General features: G+C 25.3%; 13 protein-coding genes and 1 riboswitch. Of the genes, 6 read left to right on the forward strand and 7 right to left on the reverse strand.

Annotation, left to right across the window (positions count from 1 at the left end):
* Positions 1 to 42: 42 nt before the first annotated feature.
* From JNUCC81_RS19200 to JNUCC81_RS19210, 3 genes are all read right to left on the reverse strand, one after another.
* Complete coding sequence (locus JNUCC81_RS19200) at positions 43 to 3,537, reverse strand: proline-rich domain-containing protein (RefSeq protein WP_454096512.1); 3,495 nt, start codon at positions 3,535 to 3,537, stop codon at positions 43 to 45.
* A 682-nt stretch (positions 3,538 to 4,219) separates the two neighbouring features.
* Positions 4,220 to 4,645 (reverse strand): universal stress protein, encoded by a 426-nt coding sequence (locus JNUCC81_RS19205; RefSeq protein WP_454096513.1) that lies wholly within the window; start codon positions 4,643 to 4,645, stop codon positions 4,220 to 4,222.
* 235 nt (positions 4,646 to 4,880) lie between these two features.
* The gene (locus JNUCC81_RS19210) at positions 4,881 to 7,961 is read right to left on the reverse strand and encodes an immunoglobulin-like domain-containing protein (RefSeq protein ID WP_454096425.1); all 3,081 of its coding nucleotides are present in this window, start codon (positions 7,959 to 7,961) and stop codon (positions 4,881 to 4,883) included.
* A 237-nt stretch (positions 7,962 to 8,198) separates the two neighbouring features.
* Positions 8,199 to 8,282: riboswitch (cyclic di-GMP riboswitch) on the reverse strand.
* A 772-nt stretch (positions 8,283 to 9,054) separates the two neighbouring features.
* Here JNUCC81_RS19210 and JNUCC81_RS19215 point away from each other — a divergent pair.
* A complete protein-coding gene (locus JNUCC81_RS19215; RefSeq protein ID WP_454096426.1) occupies positions 9,055 to 9,300 on the forward strand; it encodes an AbrB/MazE/SpoVT family DNA-binding domain-containing protein in 246 nt (81 codons plus the stop codon).
* 74 nt (positions 9,301 to 9,374) lie between these two features.
* On the opposite strand, the gene JNUCC81_RS19220 is transcribed toward JNUCC81_RS19215, so the two are convergent.
* On the reverse strand, positions 9,375 to 10,778 hold the full coding sequence (locus JNUCC81_RS19220) for a cell wall-binding repeat-containing protein (RefSeq protein ID WP_454096427.1): 1,404 nt from the start codon (positions 10,776 to 10,778) through the stop codon (positions 9,375 to 9,377).
* A gap of 285 nt (positions 10,779 to 11,063) precedes the next feature.
* Here JNUCC81_RS19220 and JNUCC81_RS19225 point away from each other — a divergent pair, with 285 nt between their 5' ends.
* Positions 11,064 to 11,225: a Spo0E family sporulation regulatory protein-aspartic acid phosphatase gene (locus JNUCC81_RS19225; RefSeq protein ID WP_454096428.1), complete on the forward strand. Its 162-nt coding sequence runs from the start codon at positions 11,064 to 11,066 to the stop codon at positions 11,223 to 11,225.
* Positions 11,226 to 11,603: 378 nt separating this feature from the next.
* Here the strand turns inward: JNUCC81_RS19225 and JNUCC81_RS19230 are convergent, their stop codons facing one another.
* Positions 11,604 to 12,053 carry a DUF4854 domain-containing protein gene (locus JNUCC81_RS19230; RefSeq protein WP_454096429.1) on the reverse strand — a complete coding sequence of 150 codons (450 nt, stop codon included), beginning with the start codon at positions 12,051 to 12,053 and terminating at the stop codon, positions 11,604 to 11,606.
* Between the two features lie 207 nt (positions 12,054 to 12,260).
* Here JNUCC81_RS19230 and JNUCC81_RS19235 point away from each other — a divergent pair, with 207 nt between their 5' ends.
* The 4 genes from JNUCC81_RS19235 (at position 12,261) to JNUCC81_RS19250 (ending at position 15,146) form a co-directional block, all read left to right on the forward strand.
* A complete protein-coding gene (locus JNUCC81_RS19235; protein WP_454096430.1) occupies positions 12,261 to 13,049 on the forward strand; it encodes a hypothetical protein in 789 nt (262 codons plus the stop codon).
* 58 nt (positions 13,050 to 13,107) lie between these two features.
* Complete coding sequence (locus tag JNUCC81_RS19240; protein WP_454096431.1) at positions 13,108 to 13,503, forward strand: hypothetical protein; 396 nt, start codon at positions 13,108 to 13,110, stop codon at positions 13,501 to 13,503.
* 789 nt (positions 13,504 to 14,292) lie between these two features.
* A complete protein-coding gene (locus JNUCC81_RS19245; RefSeq protein ID WP_454096432.1) occupies positions 14,293 to 14,637 on the forward strand; it encodes a hypothetical protein in 345 nt (114 codons plus the stop codon).
* A 110-nt stretch (positions 14,638 to 14,747) separates the two neighbouring features.
* On the forward strand, positions 14,748 to 15,146 hold the full coding sequence (locus JNUCC81_RS19250; protein WP_454096433.1) for a hypothetical protein: 399 nt from the start codon (positions 14,748 to 14,750) through the stop codon (positions 15,144 to 15,146).
* A gap of 11 nt (positions 15,147 to 15,157) precedes the next feature.
* On the opposite strand, the gene JNUCC81_RS19255 is transcribed toward JNUCC81_RS19250, so the two are convergent.
* Together JNUCC81_RS19255 and JNUCC81_RS19260 are read right to left on the reverse strand one after the other, a co-directional pair.
* Entirely contained in the window at positions 15,158 to 15,523 is a 366-nt protein-coding gene (locus JNUCC81_RS19255; RefSeq protein ID WP_454096434.1) for a cell wall-binding repeat-containing protein, read from the reverse strand.
* A gap of 589 nt (positions 15,524 to 16,112) precedes the next feature.
* Entirely contained in the window at positions 16,113 to 20,042 is a 3,930-nt protein-coding gene (locus JNUCC81_RS19260; RefSeq protein WP_454096435.1) for a hypothetical protein, read from the reverse strand.
* Positions 20,043 to 20,080: the final 38 nt, after the last annotated feature.

Raw genomic sequence — 20,080 nt, forward strand, 5'->3', positions numbered from 1 at the left:
AAAGCTTTAATAAAAATATTTTATTAAAGCTTTTTATATTATTTATCTTTTATTTATATTTTTTTTATTAATTATAATGAAAATTATCAAGCAAACCGAACTTACACCTATATAGACTAGTAAAGAGTCATCTCCTGTTTTAGGATTAAAATTCTCTTTTGTAATATCATCTATTGTTATTTTAAAAGGTTTATCCACTTTAGATGGATTTTTCGGTGGCACAACAGGATTATCTGGATCTGTTGGTGGTACAACAGGATTATCCGGATCTGTTGGTGGCACAACAGGATTATCCGAATCTGTTGGTGGCACAACAGGATTATCCGGATCTGTTGGTGGTACAACAGGATTATCCGAATCTGTTGGTGGCACAACAGGATTATCCGAATCTGTTGGTGGCACAACAGGATTATCCGAATCTGTTGGTGGTACAACAGGATTATCTGGCCTTGTTGGTGGCTGTGATTGTGTTTTTACTATTACTTTATTTGATTCTATCGGATATAATAAATTTCCATCTAAATCATTAAAAGATGCTTGGAATGAGTTAATTGCATATATGTCATAATCTACATGGCGAGGAATAATCATACTATATTCAATAACTAATTTATCATTAGGCTTGATGACTAAATTATTAAAGTCAAATTTTAATGATCTTATTGCCCAGCCATAAATGATTTCATCTAACCAGACGCCAGATCCAATAGTTCCTCTTAATGAATTTCTTTCTGGATTATTTGAATATGAATAACTAACTTTTACATCAGTATTAATTAATTTGTTTTCTTGATATATTTTAAATTTATCAACTAAAATTGGTGTAAATAAAGATCCTCTATCAGAATTATTTAAGAGATTCTTATCTCCTATTGATGGTAAAATGTCTATAATTGAAAGATTTTTAATTTCATCGTTAGATGTATTCTCTACTTCAAGTTTATAGTTAACAACACCTGTTTGTTTAGCAACTATATTTGTTGAATAATTTAAATCATAGTTATTCTTTATATATTTTCTAGCTGTAATACTTCGTGAATTTCCGATATCATATTTAGCCGTTGCGTTTGCAAAAATATCTCCACCTTTATTTCCATTACCATCATAATCATATCCAATTGGCTCTACTGTATCAAATTTTAGTTCATCTATAGAAACATTAAATTCATTATCAGGTACCTTAGAGACACCCTTTATTTCTCCATTTATATTTTGTGTAGATACCCCCATTTCATTGAATACAAATGACTTCTTTTTTATTTGCTTCAATGTTAAATTTATAGATATTGAATAGTTTTGAGGTAAGTTGCCATTGAATATCCATCTAACAATATCGTTCTCATTTTCTTTAACTTGTTCAAATTTAATATTATCTTTCAATGAGCTATTTATAATAGTCCCTTTATTATCTTTAATATTAATTTCATAACCTACATACTCCATACCATCTGGCAAGATATCAAAAACTATTGGATTAGGTAGGTTTCTTTTAGGAGATTTTACTAACAACTCATATTCAGCTGTATCATTTATTTTTGTAGACCTCTTTATAATATTTTTTTCTGTATATGCAGTATATGCCGTTTTAAACAGAAAAGAATCACTATCTTTAACTGTACCTTTAATTTCATCACTTATATATCTTAGTGTAGCTGTATTTGTTATTTTTTCATTGTTATTTATAAAAGTTCCATCTTCATGTTTATTCCTAACATTTCCATCCAATCTCATACATGACCAACCAGAATAAGTGAATCCTACTGGAATGTTCTCTATTATAACTTCATATTTAACCATATATTCATTAGGATTTAATATTGTTCGTAAATCTATACTTTTCCCTTCAGATAGTTCATCTCCTAGCAAAGTTATTATATTTTTTAATTCTCTCTTATTAGTTTTTGCATTTATAGTTATGCTTGTATTACTATCAAAATTTTCATATTTTCCAGAAGTAATAACATATAAATTATTTTCATAAGGTATATTGTCTTCTAATATAAACTTATCGAATGCTACATTCCCATCATTTCTAATATAAAGATTCCATCCTTGAGCCCCTCCTGCTGAGTTGATTCTAGATGTAGCAATCTTTGAAATTACACCTTGCCCTATTTTTTCTTGTACAAGATTTGTAATAGACGCTTTATTTATATAATTATCTCTCTGATCATAGATTTCAGCAGTATTAGTAATACTATCTCCAATTGTAACATTTTTATATTCAACAGTAACATCTAAATAGATATTATTTTCTTTATATTCATTTGGAATCCTTACTTCTATAGAACCGTTATTTTCGTTAACATTTACATGCGGAATTTCTTTTAATTTTGCATCTTTTAGTTTCGCATTAATAAATATAGCTTCTTTAGGTAAAAGATCTTTTATTAAGAAACCTTTTAAATTAAGTTGATCTTTATTTTTTACTGTTATTCTATATTTAGATATAGAATTTGGAGATATAGAGGTTGAATTCATCATATTTTTAACTAACTCTAATTTTTGTTTTAATTCTAAAATAGTATCTGAGCTATTTGATTTAGCTAATTCTATATTATTACTTTCTATTTTAGCATATGCATTACCTACAGCTCCATTTTGACTATTTTCCTTAAATTTAACCGATATCTCAAATTGAGCCGAAATAGGATTTTCACTAACAGGTATTTCAAAGGTTACTGTATTTGCATTATTATCTATAACCGGTTTTATTCCTGCAAAGTCATTTGATGCTAATATATCTAAAGTATCAGACATATTAACAGTTAATGTCAAAGGGCTTTTATTTTTCTGTGATGAAATATTAACTATATAAGAAAATTCTTCTCCTTTAGATACAGTTTCTTCAATTGAATAAATATTAACATCTGCTACTGAAAAATTATTAAATATAACAGGATTACTTGATATAATATGCTCATTTGGGTACTGAATCGAGGCTTTTACGATTGCTTTAGAACTATCTTTTGTACCAGTTTTGAATTTAACTTTAAATGATAGGTTTCCTTTTATATTAGTTATATCTTTTGTATTCAAAGTATAGAAAATTTTATTATCTTTATGTTGCTGCTCAATTATATTAATATCTTCATTCTTAAAAGAAACTATCTCTAGTTCTTTAGGTATAGTAACTACTATAGATGCAATATCCTGGTTAGAAGAAGTCATTTCATAACTGACTACATAATCAAATTCATTAAATCCAAATACTATCTCTTTTGTTGGTCTTATTTTGAAATTTAATAATGATTTATTTTCTTTTTCATGTTCTGAACCTGAATTATTTTTGTTTTGATTAACCAATGAGTTTGATTTATTCTCATTCGTATTATCGTACTCATTTATAGCTTTTAAATCATTTTCTAATTCATTTTTTATAACCCTATCTTCAGAATTATTTATATTCTCATCAGCTAATATATTAATATTTTCATTGTTAAAAATATCATTAGCAAATGAGTAATTCACTGAATTGATAGTAATACTAATAATTAATATTAGTATATAAATAGACTTAAGCCTAATTCTTTTCAATATATTTACCCCCCTTTTATTATTTTTTAAATACATTTACTTTGTTTATGACAATCTAATTTACATAAGGTTCAATTTTTAAACAAAATAATTATTTTTACAAAAAAATTATAGTTTGTCTATTATATATACCTTATATGTTTTACTTTAAAATAATTATACAACAAAATAAAACACAATTCTACATTGTATATATTGGTAAACACCAGCTATCTGGTAAAATCAGATTACTTTTTATTAAATAAAATATTTTTATATAGCTATTAAACTTTGAGATAAAATCTAGATTTTTTTATAAAAAATAGAATTTGAATATATGATAAGTTCTCAGTATAATATTTCTAATTAATTGAAATGAAGTTTAAAAAAATAGATACGTTATATGTTATTTGGTATATAATTTGAATTATACAATTCCTTAATTTTAATAACAGTAAAGAAGATAGCAGTATATTTTTAGATTTCTGCTATCTTTTTTACCGCTATATAAATATAAATTTCTAATACAAATTTATATCCTGATTAGAGTTATCTATTTTAGAAAAGTTAAATTGTATTTATATATTTTTTCCTTATTTAAAAATCAGTTATTACCATTAATAACATTAATATAAGAGATAAATTGTATTTATAATGAAAATAAAAAAATAAGGCTTATTTAAGCCTTATTTTTTCTTTTTATTTAATTTGAATATAGACTACTATATTCAGGAACTATTATTACTGTACATCTAGCCTTCTTAACTACATGAGATGTTACTGATCCAATCGAATCTATAAAGTTTTTCTTTGTTGATTTAGTCATAATTATTGCATCATATTTTTCATTTATTGATTTTTCTATTATTTCATTACCTGGATATCCAAATGAAAAATATGTATCAACTTTATATCCTATAAGTTTATCCTTCATATTTTTTAATATATTGTTACCTATTCTCTCTGAATATTTCATTTCCTCACACAGTACAATAGTGTTCGTTAATATTAATTCTTTAACATTCATTAATGTTATTTCTACAGAATCTTTAGGAAATGTATTTAATACAAAGTCTAAAGATTGCAGACTTCTTTCAGTTCCATCAATTGGTATTAATATTTTTTTCATTTCTCAACACATCCTTTTTATTCTAAGAAATAATATACTATTAGTATATCTACTATATTATCAGAAAATTCCGTAAAATCATAGCCTTTTCTGATGAATATTATTTAATTATAAAACAATCAAAATTTATAGATGTTACAATAGAATTTAATAAAAATATTATAATGACTAATTAGTTCCATTTTAATATAAATAGCCTTAATAAAAATGTTTTTATTAAGGCTATTTATATTATTTATTTTTTATTTAGTTTTTTTCTATTAATTATACTAAAAAGTATCAAGCAAATTACACTTGAACCGATATAGATTAATAGAGAGTCATCTCCTGTTTTAGGATTCAGATTTTCATTTGTAATATCATCTATTGTTATTTTAAATGGTTTATTTACTTTAGATGGTGCTTTAGGTGGTACAACAGGCATATCCGGATCTGTTGGTGGTACAACAGGTATATCTGGATCTGTTGGTGGTACAACAGGTATATCTGGATCTGTTGGTGGTACAACAGGCATATCCGGATCTGTTGGTGGTACAACAGGCATATCCGGATCTGTTGGTGGTACAACAGGTATATTCGGATCTGTTGGTGGTACAACAGTTATATCTTCTAATACAGATATGACTCTTTTAACAGTCGTAGTATTTCCAAATGAATCTGTTACAGAGTATATTAACTCGTATTCACCTGATGTATTAACATCTACGGTTCCAGAAATTTGTATGTTCTTAGTAATATCTCCATCTTCTTTATCAGTAGCTGTTACTCCAGCTTTTTTATCAAACGCAGACCCTTTTTTTATACTTAAATCATTTGCTCCATTTATATTTGGAGAACCATTTAATTCAGGAGAATCTTTTCTTACCATTACTTTTCGTTTTGCAATAGTAGTATTCCCATCACTATCTGTTACTGTATATTTAATATCATGATTGCCAACAGAAAGTCCAGTTAAATCGGTTTTTGGATATACTATACTAGCTGTAATATTGCCATCTTCTGTATCATTTGCTAATACTCCAGCTTGTAGATTTGTTGTATATCCTTTTCTTATAGATATATCAGATAGTCCTGATATAGTTGGAAATTGATTAGTTACTGTTACTTTTCGTTTTGCAATAGTAGTATTCCCGTCACTATCTGTTACTGTATATACTATAATATATGTTTTATTAGATCCAGCAACTGGTTTACCAACTATTCCTTTTACTATAGGAATTAATCCCTTATCATGGTCATCAGTTACCATTACTCCATCTAATAAGCCAAATCGATCTACTTCACCAAGTTTGATTGTTACATCATTTGCACCATTTATAGTAGGAGGCTCATTTGTTGATACATTTACTACTCTAGTTTCTTTAGTAGTATTTCCATCGCTATCTGTTATAGTATATTCTATACTGTGCTTTCCTAGATCTAGCTTTGTTATATCAGTTTTTGGTAATACTATATTTTTTGTAATATTTCCATCTTCCTCATCATGTGCAGTTATCCCATTTTTTAAGTCGAAATTCTTACCTTTTCTTATTTCAACTTCATTAAGTCCTGATATCGTTGGAAATTGATTCGTTACTGTTATTTCTCTAACTACCCTCGTAGTATTTTTATGATTATCTGTTACTGAGTAGGTTAATTTATATGTTTTATTAGAACCAGGACTTGGTTTTCCTATTTCACCACTTATAGTTATTCTGTCAGTTATAATACCATCTTGATTATCTTCCGCTATCACACCATCTAATTTATTAAATGAATCTACTTCATTTATTTTTATAGTCTTATTGCTAGCTCCTCTAATAATTGGTTCATCATTACTCAAAACTATAACATCTACAGTTTTCATAACGGAATTATAGTCACTATCCTGAACAATATAAGTAACTTTATATGTACCTTCCTTAGACAAATCTAGTAATGAATCATTTACTACTATTTTATTGGTAATGTTACCATCTTCAATATCAGTAGCAACTACATCTTCTAGTAAATCTATGGGTATGTTCTTATAAGTTATCAAATTATTTGCTTTTAATGTTGGAACAGCTCCACCAGTATTCATTCTAAATCCTGATTTAATAGGGAATCCACCTATCTCTCCATTTGAAGCAATCGATTTAAAGTCTGTTGTATAAACCTTATCAAAGCTATCAACTATCGCAGTAAATTTTATTAAGTACTGAGTATTTTTTACAATTCTACCTGTATTAAATTCTATTAAGTTATCTGTTGCTGTAATGCTTAATCTATCTGTTATTTCATTATTAGTCTTTATATCTATTACACTTATGCTCTTTTTGTCTACGCTTTGTCCACTATCTAGAGTTATAATAGTATTAATATTATCTACATCTTTTTTAGCAGTTAACGTTGCTTTTATCTTTATTTCATTTGTCTTTGGATTAAAAATGCCTCCTATATCTCCATTATTTAGTGTTCCTCTACCTATATAATTTTCTCCATCCCAAAATGGATCTAACCATCCAGTAACTCCAAAATCTGCTGGTACAACATTTAATGTCTCATCTGCCACTCCATCTTTAAGAGGTAAATTAGTTATATTACCATCTTTATCAACTAATTCAGAGCTTATACTATAAGTTCCTTTATGTGACTTAATGCTCGTCATTATTGAAAGATTTAAACTCCTATCAAATTTAAAATCTTGATTAAATTTTACTTCGACATAATTTTTATCTGGATGTTTAATTAACTCAATAGCATGATTCTGTGGTGATACTTGTATTTTAGAGTAATCTATCGCACTACTTGAAATATTTAATCGTACTATTGTATTTTGAGGTATATTACCGTATCTATCTCCCACAGCTGTGAATTTAATATTTATATCTATTGCTTCACCGTATCGGAAGTCTTTTCCTAATTCTGGATCAACCTCAATCGAAATATTTCCCAAACTAACACTATTTATATCTTTTTTATCATCTTTGTCTTTGCCTGTACTAGACGTTACTTCACTATCTTCTTTATCTTTGTCTGTACTAGACGTTACTTCACTATCTTCTTTATCTTCTTTATCTTTGCCTGTACTAGACGTTACTTCACTATCTTCTTTATCTTTGTCTGTACTAGATATTACATCACTATCTTCTTTATCTTTGTCTGTACTAGATATTACATCACTATCTTCTTTATCTTTGTCTAAAAATTTATTCTCTGATTTTTCTTCTAAATCCACATTCTTTATTTTATCTTCCATTGCTAATACATTTATTGGCATTGATTGAGCTACTATTGATGAAATTAATGACAATATAACAATTTTTTTTACTCTGTCGTATTTCTTTTTTAACATATTTCTCCTCCATAGTTTAATATAATATTATTTATTTTCCAATCTAGATTAGGGTAATAATATCATTTTTTAATATATTAAAATTTCTAATCCATTTAGATTATTAACTACTAAATTACATGTCTTTTCTGCATTATTATGTAATCTGTAAAAAATTTTATATGTAAATGTTTCATAAATATTTACATTTGCTTTATCAGATTGTATTTACACTCCAGATGTATGATCTAATTTATGTTTATATATAGCCGGTTTCACCACTAACTCCGTGTATTCCAGGTGACCACATACAGAATACATTTCAAAGTATCTATTATTTTATTTTGTATGCTAATATGTGTTAGTTTAAATTAAATTCTATTATCGTAAAATTGGATAGATAAATTCTTCGATGCAAACTCCCTCCCCCTATTTCCTTATTTCTACAAATAACAATGTAATTTATAAGATGTTTAAATTTAATTTATCATTTGAAGTTTTATATTTTCTATCTTTTTACTAAATATCGATTATTTAAATTGTTATATTATTAGCAACAAAGGTTTGACTTTGTATTTATTTAGATATATAACTTAAGCTTATATTTATAATACTTACATTAATATCAAATATATATCACTGAGTTTAATAGAAAAAAATATATTTTTTGTCAAATAATATATTTTCTTATCATAATATATCATTTTAAAGTAAAACGTTATAAAATGAAATGAAATAATATGTAAATACTGATAAATTTATACATTTTCTATCTATATATTGTTTTTACCTTGTATCTTTTTTAAATATAAATTAGTGTATTTAGTTTAAAGACAGTAGTTAGTAAAGAAAAGTTCAAATTTAAAAGAAAAATAAACTAAGTTATATATAAAATTTGAAGGAAATTAGTATGGAGATATTCTAAAATAATTTAATATATTTTTTAAGGAAAGTTATGATTTAAATATATAAGATATATTATCTATGGCATTATATAAGCATATAAAAAATAATAAGTAACTCAGTTTATTCATAGTGTAAAAATTTAATTTTATAAAAATAAATAATAAAAGTTAAAACTATTACTATAAAGATTTAAAAAGGAGAGGTTTTGATGAGTAACAAAGGCATTGAGCGTAAATTAGATGGATTAGGGCGAATAGTAATTCCAAAAGAAATAAGAAATGAATTGAATTTTAAAGAAAATCAACCATTAAACATAAACTTAATTGATAACGCTGTTATCATAACAAAAAGTAAAAAAAGATGTCTATTTTGTGATAAATCAAAAGAACTTAAAGAATATAATGATTTTTTTATTTGTACAGAATGTATAGGAAATATAAGCAATATAAGATGAATTTAAAGTAGTAATATATATCTTTTAAAATATAATAGAAACAAGGCTAAAGCAAGCCTTGTTTCTATTACATTTTATCTATCAGATAAATAATATCCACTTAATTTAGAATTTGTAAAAGTAAGTTCAAGATATTTATGTATACTTACTGTATATGTTAATTTAGAAAAGCCTTTATCGCCAGATACTTTGCTAGGATTTCCATATACTGATTTAACATTATCTATTGTTGCTCCGAATTTTAAATTACCTGGAAATACAACATCTATTGTTTTATTTGAGTTATTAAAAGGAATATTTACAACAGTTAACCAAGAATCTTTTATATCTATTGGTTTATCTGATAAGTTTGAATATACTCCTGTAATATAATTTCCAGCTTTATTTTTTAATGATGTTCCTGTAACAGATTGTCCTGGATTAATTATAAATGGATCTTTTTTAGATAGAGTATATCCTAAATTATTTAAATCCTTTAATTTAATAGGAAGTTTTAATACTTTTCCATTAATTTGAATTTGGTTATCTTTCCAGTCTTTAGATAAAGACGTATTTCCTGAAGGGTTTGATGCAGTCATCGCATTAATTGCTTGCTGCAGTGTATTTTTATCTATTCCACCGATTGCTGTAAACTTAACTGCATTTTTTAATATACTCTTGTCTGAATTATTATGTACTAAAACAACTGGTTTGTCCTTCGCTATTGGTGAAATCGTTAAAGAATCAACTAAGCTATATCCTTTTGTTAAGAAAAATTCTGTAGGATTTTTATAAAAATATTCTATTACCTTTTTATTAGTTTCAAATCTATTTGCCCCACCAATTCTATTACTTTTTGTTTTGTCTACAATTTCCTGACTCATTGCACTGCTTTGACCTATTACATAAGAATTTATTTTAGATGCATCAAATGAAATTTTATTTCCATTAGTTAATATAATAGGTGACTTATCTCTTGCAGATATCGGAGCTACACTCATTGCATCCGCTTCGCCCTTATATCCGTTTACTAAAAATATTTTATCAGTTTTATTAAATGAATTAATTTTTTTTGCTACATTATAACTTGTTTCAATTCTATCTTTACCTTGTATTCTCTCAACAATCATTTTTTTATTTTTTAATGTATCTTCTATATTCTTTGATATTGCATTATTTCCACCAATTATATAAATCTTGTTTACTCCTTTTAGTCTATTTATTGTATCCGTTGGTATACTATCTTTTTTGACTAAAAGTATCGGGCAATTTAAAGCTCCAGCTAAACCACTTGCACTTAATCCATCAGATAATGAACTATCTGAATTTACTAAAATTGCTGTCGTATACTTCTGTTTATCTGCTATAAGACCTGCAGTTTCATACCTATTCTTTCCAGTTATGTAACTATCTTGCACTCCGGAATATGCTTGTGCAGATATAGGTGCTATAATTACTAATCCTAATAGTCCAGCTAATATTTTTTTCTTTAAAACCATAGTTAATCTTCCCCTTTACAAATAATATGTAAAAAGTATTATAAGCCTTTATTTTATAGCACACTCTATTTATCCAAACTTTCCAGGATTCAACTTTATAACATAATAAATAGTTTTTTAAATAAGGAAAGAGTTTAAGGACTTATGATATTCTTATATATTTTACTATTATATCAAGTAGAATTGTTCTAAATATAAATATTAATCATTAAAGTTATGAAAAATAGATAATTTATAAGATAATTTTGTTATTATTCAAAGAAAGTCATTAGGGGGATGATTTTATTGAATAGAGAAGAACAAATTAAATATCTAAAAGAACAGTTAGATTTAATATGTATTAAAAAAAATATATTAAGTTATGATGTGATATATCTTAGTCAAAAACTAGATGAATTAATTGTAGTAGAGCAAAAAAATAGGCTCGACAAGATATTTAAAGATTGAATTTATCAATTAAACCTTTGAAAAAATAAATGAAGTAATAATAAAGAATAGGAGAGAAATTTTGATATGTTGGAGAATGCTTGGATATGGATATTATTTATCATCTTTAAAATTATTTCAATCTATATACTTCTATATTTAGTATCGTTAGTATTAAAGATTATTGATAAAAGGAAAAATAAAAGAGTTTGAAGATAATACAATATTAAAATATCATAATGTATATAAAAATTATAATGCCCCAAAATCAAAATAAATTGATTTTAAGGGCATTATAATTTTTAATATAATTACTCATTTAATCCAAGTATGTAAAATAATTATAAAAATATACTTATAGTAAGTTTAGTTTTACTAGTAACTATCGGTGGCAAAATATTAATTTTTACAAATAATTTCATGAGTATATATTTCTGAATCATCTGCATTAGTATATTTTAATATAATTTTTATTTCATTAGCATCAACATCTTTCAAAAACTTTTGTCCCATTGCTTTAAATGATTCTTCTTGTTGACTTACACCCTTTTTTAGCACTTTTATAACTTCTTCATTTACTTCGATTTGTTCTGGTTGCTTATGAGTGTAAATTAAATTATTTCCATCTGCAGATATAGTCAGTTCTTTTGTCATCGTTTTTTCTAATTGAGATTTAACTATAGGATTATTTAGCAAATCTTCTATAGTCTCACTTTTTTTGTCATATTCTTTTTCTTGTTTTTTGTTAGAGTTAGTAATTTGGTTTTGACCTTCTTTTTTATTTGAAGTACATCCTATCATAGATAAGCTTAAAATCATTAAAATTAAATAAAAACTAATTCTTTTCATATTTTGTCTCCTTTTCTTTTAAAATACTAAAGGATTATATAATATATAAAATAAAAATAATCTATAAAACCAACCTATCATTAAGTGGCAATTTATAGATTCATTTAAATAATTTATAGAAAAATATAAATTTGTCACATAATGAAGAATTCTTTCGTCTTTATATTAAATAACATTTCTTATAAAAATGTACTAAGGAGGATATCTATGACAAAAATAAAAAAATATAAAACAACTGCCTTCATTATTGCATCTTTGATTTTATTTTCAAATAATACTTATGCAATTGAACGAAGCAACACAATCAATAATGAAATCAATTCTATTCAAACTAAAGATTCTTCAGCATCAGGAGCTAAATCTAAAAAAACTCATGATGGCAAAACATATGAAAACCAAGCTACAGCTGCTTATGTGTCTAATCAAAAAAGGGCTTATGGAAGCAATCTTATAAGGTCTCTTTCTGGAGCTGTTCCTTCTGGATACATGGGAAGCCATGTTAATTTATATAATAACTCAGATAGAGTTGTTTCAACTTCTGATTGGTACTATAATAATGGTTCTATGGTCGGTTTTTCAAGAATGGCTAATTATACTACAACTTCCGGGAGTTATTACACAAAATCAACGAATCATTTATATACCAGAGCTACAGGAAAATACGTACCATTTTCAGCAATTCCTAGTCCAAAAGTAAGTGCTGCAAAAAGAAATATAGATATACCAAAGGAAGAGTTAGAAGAAAGACAACAATTGTATGAAAATAAAAATATGATAGCAGCAGTAGGGTTAAACAATGTAGAAGGTTATATAAAAATAGATGATTTGTATGGTGAAATACCTAATAATCCAGAAGATGCTATTAGACTTCAAAATAAGAGATCAAAATCATTTTCTCAATATAGATTGATACCTTTATATAAAAATGATAGTAAAACTATAATTGGACAATACAAAATTGATTTTAACTTAGATAATATTGAAATCATTGAATAAAAATAAAAAATCATACTAACAATTTATTAAAAATAAATAGTTTAAAGAAGGTGATTTAATGAAGTTAAAGCTATATGCAGTAGGATTATCCATATCTATTTTAATAGTAGGATATGGAATATTTACTATAAGTTCAGCTGATAATAACAAAATATATAAAACAATCGATACAATTAGAGGATATTTTGAAACTAATAATAATGGTGAAACTTATGGAACTTATATTGATAAGGGCAATGGTGAATGGAAAGAACCTGATTTAATGGAAGTTGTTGGTTTAAATGATGTAGAAGGATATGTGAAAAAGACTGACTTATATGATAAAACAAACCAACCTAATAACCCAGAAGAAGCACTTGCTTATATGGAAAAGAGAGAAAAAGAAGGTCCTAGAATAATTCCGGTTTACAAAAAAGATGGAAAAACTGTAATCGGCGAATATAAAATTGACTAAGATATATCTATTATAAATTATTTTTAGGTCATGACATTGTTTTCTAGAAAATTGAGTACTTTTAGCTATAAAATATTATAAAGTTACAAAACTCTATACAAAAATAATACAAGATATATTAAATAAAAAAGCCCTTAAAATACATTTATATGGATTTTAAGGGCTTTAACTTTTATCTTAAATAATAACTTAAAGATAAGTTAAATCTTATAGTCTATTTTTATTATTTATTTGAAATTTAAAAAATATAGAACATTATTTAATATAATCAACATTTAAAATTGTTATAAATCTAGAATTATAGATGGTGTAATAAATTTATACCAAAAATCACTTTCTATATTGTGTTTAATTATTACTTTATTAATGATTGGGTGTTTATCTAGTATGAAATCAGATTTATATGGATTTTACCAGAGTGAAACAATAAATGGATATCACATTCAGTAACGCTAATAATAGCCTTATTGGTGATATTGATAATAAATAAGTTAATAAAATATTATATGAAGATTTAAGCGATAATAAATATAAAAGAGATTATTATACTTATTTGGATTAAGCAAAACAATTTTTAAAAATAATCTACGAGAATCTTTAAACAATAGAATTGATTTTGATATTATTAAATATATAAACCTTCATGACTCTTTAGATAAAGAAGATATATTGACCCTATACTCAATATATTATCAGAAAATTTCGTAAAATTATAGTCTTTTTTAATAAATGTTTTCTTGATATTATTTAACTATAAAATAAATACTTAATAAATAGGAGGTTAGACCCATGAAAAGAGCAGTTGTTATGGCTACAATACTATGCAGTGGATTATTAATAGGAGGAAATATAAACAGCGATATATATGCACTAGACATAAAATTAAATAACGCTGTTCATGAAGTTAGAAGTCTAACTAAAGAAGATGCTTTAAATATATTAGTTAAAAATAATAATAAAATTAATTATGTATATCAAGGTGATGAAAACGTATTTAACGTTCTAAAAGAAAAAGGATTAAAAGGATATACTTTTCTTCCAGATATAGAAACTGATCTGGGATATTTTATAAATAAAGAAACTAAAGACGTATACTATTTCCATCCAAGTGGTTACTTGGAGTTAATAAAATAAGTATTGCGTATTGGATGGCTAAAAATTGAATAAATATAAGATCTTGAATATATAACTTTTTATTTTTAGGTTATATATTCAAGGTACACTTCATTAGAGAGGTGTTTTATATGATTTTATACTTTAATAAAAGAACTATTTTTAAATATGAAATTATAGAAAATATAAATTATTATATTTCACAATCTAATCATGCTTTAGCATATTTATCTAAAAGAGATAATAAAGAGGCTATGAACATACTAAAAAAACTAAAAAAATCTTTAAAAGCCGAATATAATTATTATTCAAATCCTAAAGTATATAAATATATAAAATCTAACGATATAAATAGAATTTATTATTTTTCAATTGCCCTAGCTTTTTCTGGATTGCATAGAACCTACAGCTATAAGCATCTTTACGATAATTTATTTCATATTTGGGATAGTATCAGTAATAATGATATGTGCTTATTTTTAAATGACATTAAATATGTAGAAAAAAATAAAAAAGTAAGGCTTAATTAAGCCTTACTTTTTTATTTTTTTCTTGTTAGTTTCTTTATTTCATCAAATGCACTCTCGTTGCCATTTACACCAATCTTAGTTATCTTTTTAAACTTCTTTTTACTTACTATATCCTTTTGAGAATTAGATAATTTATTTGCAACTAACATTACTGGTGATTTTTCTCTTGCGCCTAGTACACCTACGGTTAACGAATCTACTAATTCATTTTCATTTTTTAATCCATTTTTAGTTACATATAAGTTATTCAAAAGTAATAAATAAAACTTATTTATTACTTTTGAATTGGTTTCAGTTCTATCTTCACTTGAAATTCTATCTATTGTCTTTTTATTTGTAATACTTGATAAATCATTTTCTGGTTTTTTGGAAACCACATTTAATCCTCCTATAATATAAGATTGTTGCATATATTCATATTTTATAAAATCTTTACCTTATGGGATATCTCCATTGTTATTAGTTAGTATTATAGATATATTATTTTCCGCTGCTATATGACTTATACTTACAGCATCTACTAATCCACTTTATCCATTAACTAATTCTATTTTTGATATATATTTTATTATGTCTTCCGAATTACCTGATACCCCGATGATGATATCTCTATTACATTTACTATCTTATTTAAGATCAAAGAAAAAATTATGAATAAACAAAACATTAGTAAGGATTTCGGAACTACTTTTTTAAGTATGGTCTAATATGGATATTAGGAGTAATTGGTTATATACTGATTTCTAATTGGTATTTTTGGATATCTTTTATAGTTTGAGTAATATATATTTTCAAAAAATACTAGTTTTAGTTATAAAATATTTGATAAATATAAAATCAATTAGTAGTTAAATTTCAGTTTATAGATATTTAAGTAAAATTTAATATAAAATATTATAATGGCTAATAAGTTCGGTTTTAATATAAAAAGCTTTAATAAAAATATTTTTATTAAAGCTTTTTATATTATTTATCTTTTATTTGTTTTTTTCTATTAATTATACTAAAGAGTATCAAGCAAATTGCACTTGCACCGATGTAAATTAATAAAGAGTCATCTCCTGTTTTAGGATTCAATTTTTCATTTGTAATATCGTCTATTGTTATTTTAAATGGCTTATCAAGCTCTGTTGGTGATACAACAGGCTTATCAGGCTCTGTTGGTGGTACAACGGGCTTGTCTGGCTCTGTCGGTGGTACAACAGGCTTATCAGGCTCTGTTGGTGGTACAACAGGCTTATCAGGCTCTGTTGGTGGTACAACAGGCTTGTCTGGCTCTGTCGGTGGTACAACAGGCTTATCAGGCTCTGTTGGTGGTACAACAGGCTTGTCTGGCTCTGTCGGTGGTACAACAGGCTTATCAGGCTCTGTTGGTGGTACAAAAATATAATTTTTTGTTTTTACTATAACGTTATTAGATAACAATGGATAAAGTTTTTTTCCATTTTCTTCAAATTGCGCTGAAAAATTATTAATAGCCTTTAAATTTTTCCTTGTTTTATTTGGTATCTTTACAGAATATTCTATAGTTATTTTATCTTTAGCATTTAATTCTAAATCTTTAAAGTGTACTTTTATAGACTTTACATCTTTATGATATTTATCATCCCAGATATCTTTTCCAATCATAGTTTTTCCATCGGAAGATAATCTTATTGGATTATTACCTAAACTATAAAATGTATCATAATTAGTTATTACATTACCTAAACTATCTTTCACTAATATACTATTTTCAATTAATTTAACATCAAATTGTGAATTTTTATTATAATCTAAAATAGGATTTTTATCATTTTTTGTTGGTAAAATATCATTAATATCAGTTAATTTAAGTGTATTACTAGAATTATTATTTACTTCTAATTTATAGTTTACTATATCTCCATCTTTTGCTAATAATTCATTTTTAGTAAAATTGTTTTGATTTTCTAATTTTGAATATTTACTTAATGTAGCATTCATACTCTCTACGAAATTTAATGAAGCACTTGAACTGACATATAAATCACCATATTGTATATTACCATCATAGTCAACACCATCTTCTACTCTATTATTCTGTGGAAAATCTGTTGATTGAACACCTTGAACAAACGGTATATCTATTGTAGAAACCCCTACATTATTTTTAATTTCATGTTCAATACTATTAATTTTTGTTTTTAAATTTATAACAATCCTACTAGATTCTGGAAGTATATATTTAAATTTCCATCTAATAATATTATTAATTTTATCTTTTTCAAAAGTCATAATATTATTTATCTCATCTTTACTTAATATACTAGTTCCTTTTCTATCAGTTATTTCTATATCATATTCTAGTACATCTATATTATGCGGCAAACTATCCCATATAATCGGATTAGGTAAATTTTCATTTACAGTAGATGAAAGTACTATTTTATAATTTAATAAATCTCCTATTTTTTTTGGCATATCTCCAACAATGGATTTAGAAATATTTGCATTGTAAGCCCTTATATACTCAACTGAATCACTTTTGCTTACTGATTTTGATTTAATACCGGACTCTGTTTTTGTAAAGTCAGCTTTATTAGTTAGTATTGTCCCACTTTGTAAAGTAGTGCCATTTTCATAACTTGGTTGTATTTGTGTATAAAATCTTATAGGTTTTGAATATATAAGCTCTGAAACAGGATTATTTATTACAATTTTTATTTTTGTTATATAGTTTTCATCTGTTGTAAACTGTTTCTCTATATTATGAATTGTATTTGTACCAAATATCATCTCATTACCTGAAATATTTAAATAATGAATGTAATTAGAATTTTGTTTTGTTGATATATATACATCCATACTCATATTATTTATACCAGATAAATCACTATTATTTTGAACTTTATATTTTCCGAGCTCTATTTTATTTAATCTCATATGATGAGGGAAAGTATCCTCTACCGTAAGATTATCTAAAATTCTAGATGTTGGATTTTGCATTACTATATTCCAGATACTAGTTCCTTCATAACCTACAGTCGGTTTCGAGGCTCTCCTTTTACCAAAAAAAAGTCCTTCTGCTTCATCTCTAACTTGATTATTACATTTTACACTTGTTAAGAGATTACTTTTTTTATCATATAATTTGGCTGTATTCAAAATAAATTCACTATCTACTAAGTCTAGATACTTTACCTTTATAGTTAAAGTAACTCTAGAATCAGATATATTTTTATTTATTTTAAATTCAATTTCTTTTTCCTGCTTATTATAATTAAAAGTTCCGATAGAAGCATTCTCATTTCCTGAGCTTTTAACATTATATCCTATAAACTCAAGATTTTTATTTGGCAAAACATCTATAATAGAAAATCCATTTAAATTAACTCGAGTGTCATTAGATATCGTTATATCATATTCTGCTATACCATTATCTTTAACAATTACACTAGATCCTACTTTTTGCTTAGATAGCTTTATACCTGTATTTACTTGTGCTATAGTTTCTTCAGATTCAACCTGCTCTGATTGTACACCACTATTTTCTAATGATACAAATGCTGTTATTTTACCTATATCGTTAGTTGAAGGTTCTTTAAATTCAACTGGAATTTTTATACTTCCGGTAATATCACTTACAGAATGTTTTAATTTTATTATTAGTTTATTATTTAAATAATTCACACTTTCTATTTCATCGCCTAAAATAATTGAGTTTTCTTTGAACTTTATATTTTCATTAAACTCAATATGAATGCTTGAAGAATCAGTTGCGTTCCCAAGTATTTTATATTGTATATTATAACTATAAGAATAATTATCATTTTCTGTTACAGTTAGCTTCGATGCTGATATACTTAACTTTGAATTTCTAAATATAACTGGTATGCTTGAAATAGTATACTCTGAAGGATAATTTATGGATGCATGCACAGATGCAGTAGAAGTATCTGGTAAAGCATTTTTAAATTTTACATTTATTTTTAAATTATCTTTTATTATTGTCCTAGAACTATTTGTTTTTAGTTTATAAATGATTGTCCCATTTTCATAAGTTTCATCAATTATATTTTCATTCGCTTCCTTATTTTTAAATTCGATAACTTCTAGTTCAGAAGGTATCGTTACTTTTATAGATGTTTCTTGTTGCCCTATATTATCCATTTCATAACTTATTCTATACTCAAATTCTTCATTTGGTTTTAAAATACTTTTATTAGTAGTAATACTAAATTTCTTAAGAGGCTTTATCAATTTTATACTTGGGCTACTATTAGTAGTTATAATTGAACCAGACTCACTAATTATATTAGATTTAAGTTGTAAATTAGTATTATCAGAAGTATTGTCATTAAACTCTAAATTTAGAGTAATTTTATTTGATAAATTATCACCTTTTTTTATTGTATATACAATACCTTCATCAGTTATTTCTTTATCTAATATATCATCATTGCTAGAGCTAGATATAATATTTACTAAATTAAAAGGAATATTTATCTTTAGCTTTAAAGGCTTATTTGATGAATCAATATTATACTCTAATTCATATATAAATTTATTTTTAGATACTACTTCTGACATATTAAAGCGTGTTGTAAGTGTCGCTTTTGATACACTTAATAATTTATCCTTATTCGTACTATCTGAATTATTAGATATATTTATAGAATGATCCATATCATTTTTTTCATCTTTGATATCCTCTAGTTCTTTATTTTTATTATCCAAATTTTTTTCTTCTACTGTATCAGTAGTATCATTTTTTTCAGAATTACTTTCATTTACTACATCTGTAGAAATTATCTCAGAATCAATAGTTTTTGATGCATCTTTTAATGTATTAGCAAATGAATAACTAATAGAGTTACTTAAAATAGAAACTATAAGTAAAATAGTACAAAATAGTTTATTTTGTTTATTTCTCACATTACATCCCCTCTCTTTTTATGATATATTTATCCTAC

This window comes from Faecalimicrobium sp. JNUCC 81, assembly GCF_053667625.1.

Coding starts and splice junctions, on each gene's coding strand:
- JNUCC81_RS19205 (WP_454096513.1), bottom strand. CDS start 4,645: ATGAAAAAAATATTAATACCAATTGATGGAACTGAAAGAAGTCTGCAA.
- JNUCC81_RS19210 (WP_454096425.1), bottom strand. CDS start 7,961: ATGTTAAAAAAGAAATACGACAGAGTAAAAAAAATTGTTATATTGTCA.
- JNUCC81_RS19215 (WP_454096426.1), top strand. CDS start 9,055: ATGAGTAACAAAGGCATTGAGCGTAAATTAGATGGATTAGGGCGAATA.
- JNUCC81_RS19220 (WP_454096427.1), bottom strand. CDS start 10,778: ATGGTTTTAAAGAAAAAAATATTAGCTGGACTATTAGGATTAGTAATT.
- JNUCC81_RS19230 (WP_454096429.1), bottom strand. CDS start 12,053: ATGAAAAGAATTAGTTTTTATTTAATTTTAATGATTTTAAGCTTATCT.
- JNUCC81_RS19235 (WP_454096430.1), top strand. CDS start 12,261: ATGACAAAAATAAAAAAATATAAAACAACTGCCTTCATTATTGCATCT.
- JNUCC81_RS19240 (WP_454096431.1), top strand. CDS start 13,108: ATGAAGTTAAAGCTATATGCAGTAGGATTATCCATATCTATTTTAATA.
- JNUCC81_RS19245 (WP_454096432.1), top strand. CDS start 14,293: ATGAAAAGAGCAGTTGTTATGGCTACAATACTATGCAGTGGATTATTA.
- JNUCC81_RS19250 (WP_454096433.1), top strand. CDS start 14,748: ATGATTTTATACTTTAATAAAAGAACTATTTTTAAATATGAAATTATA.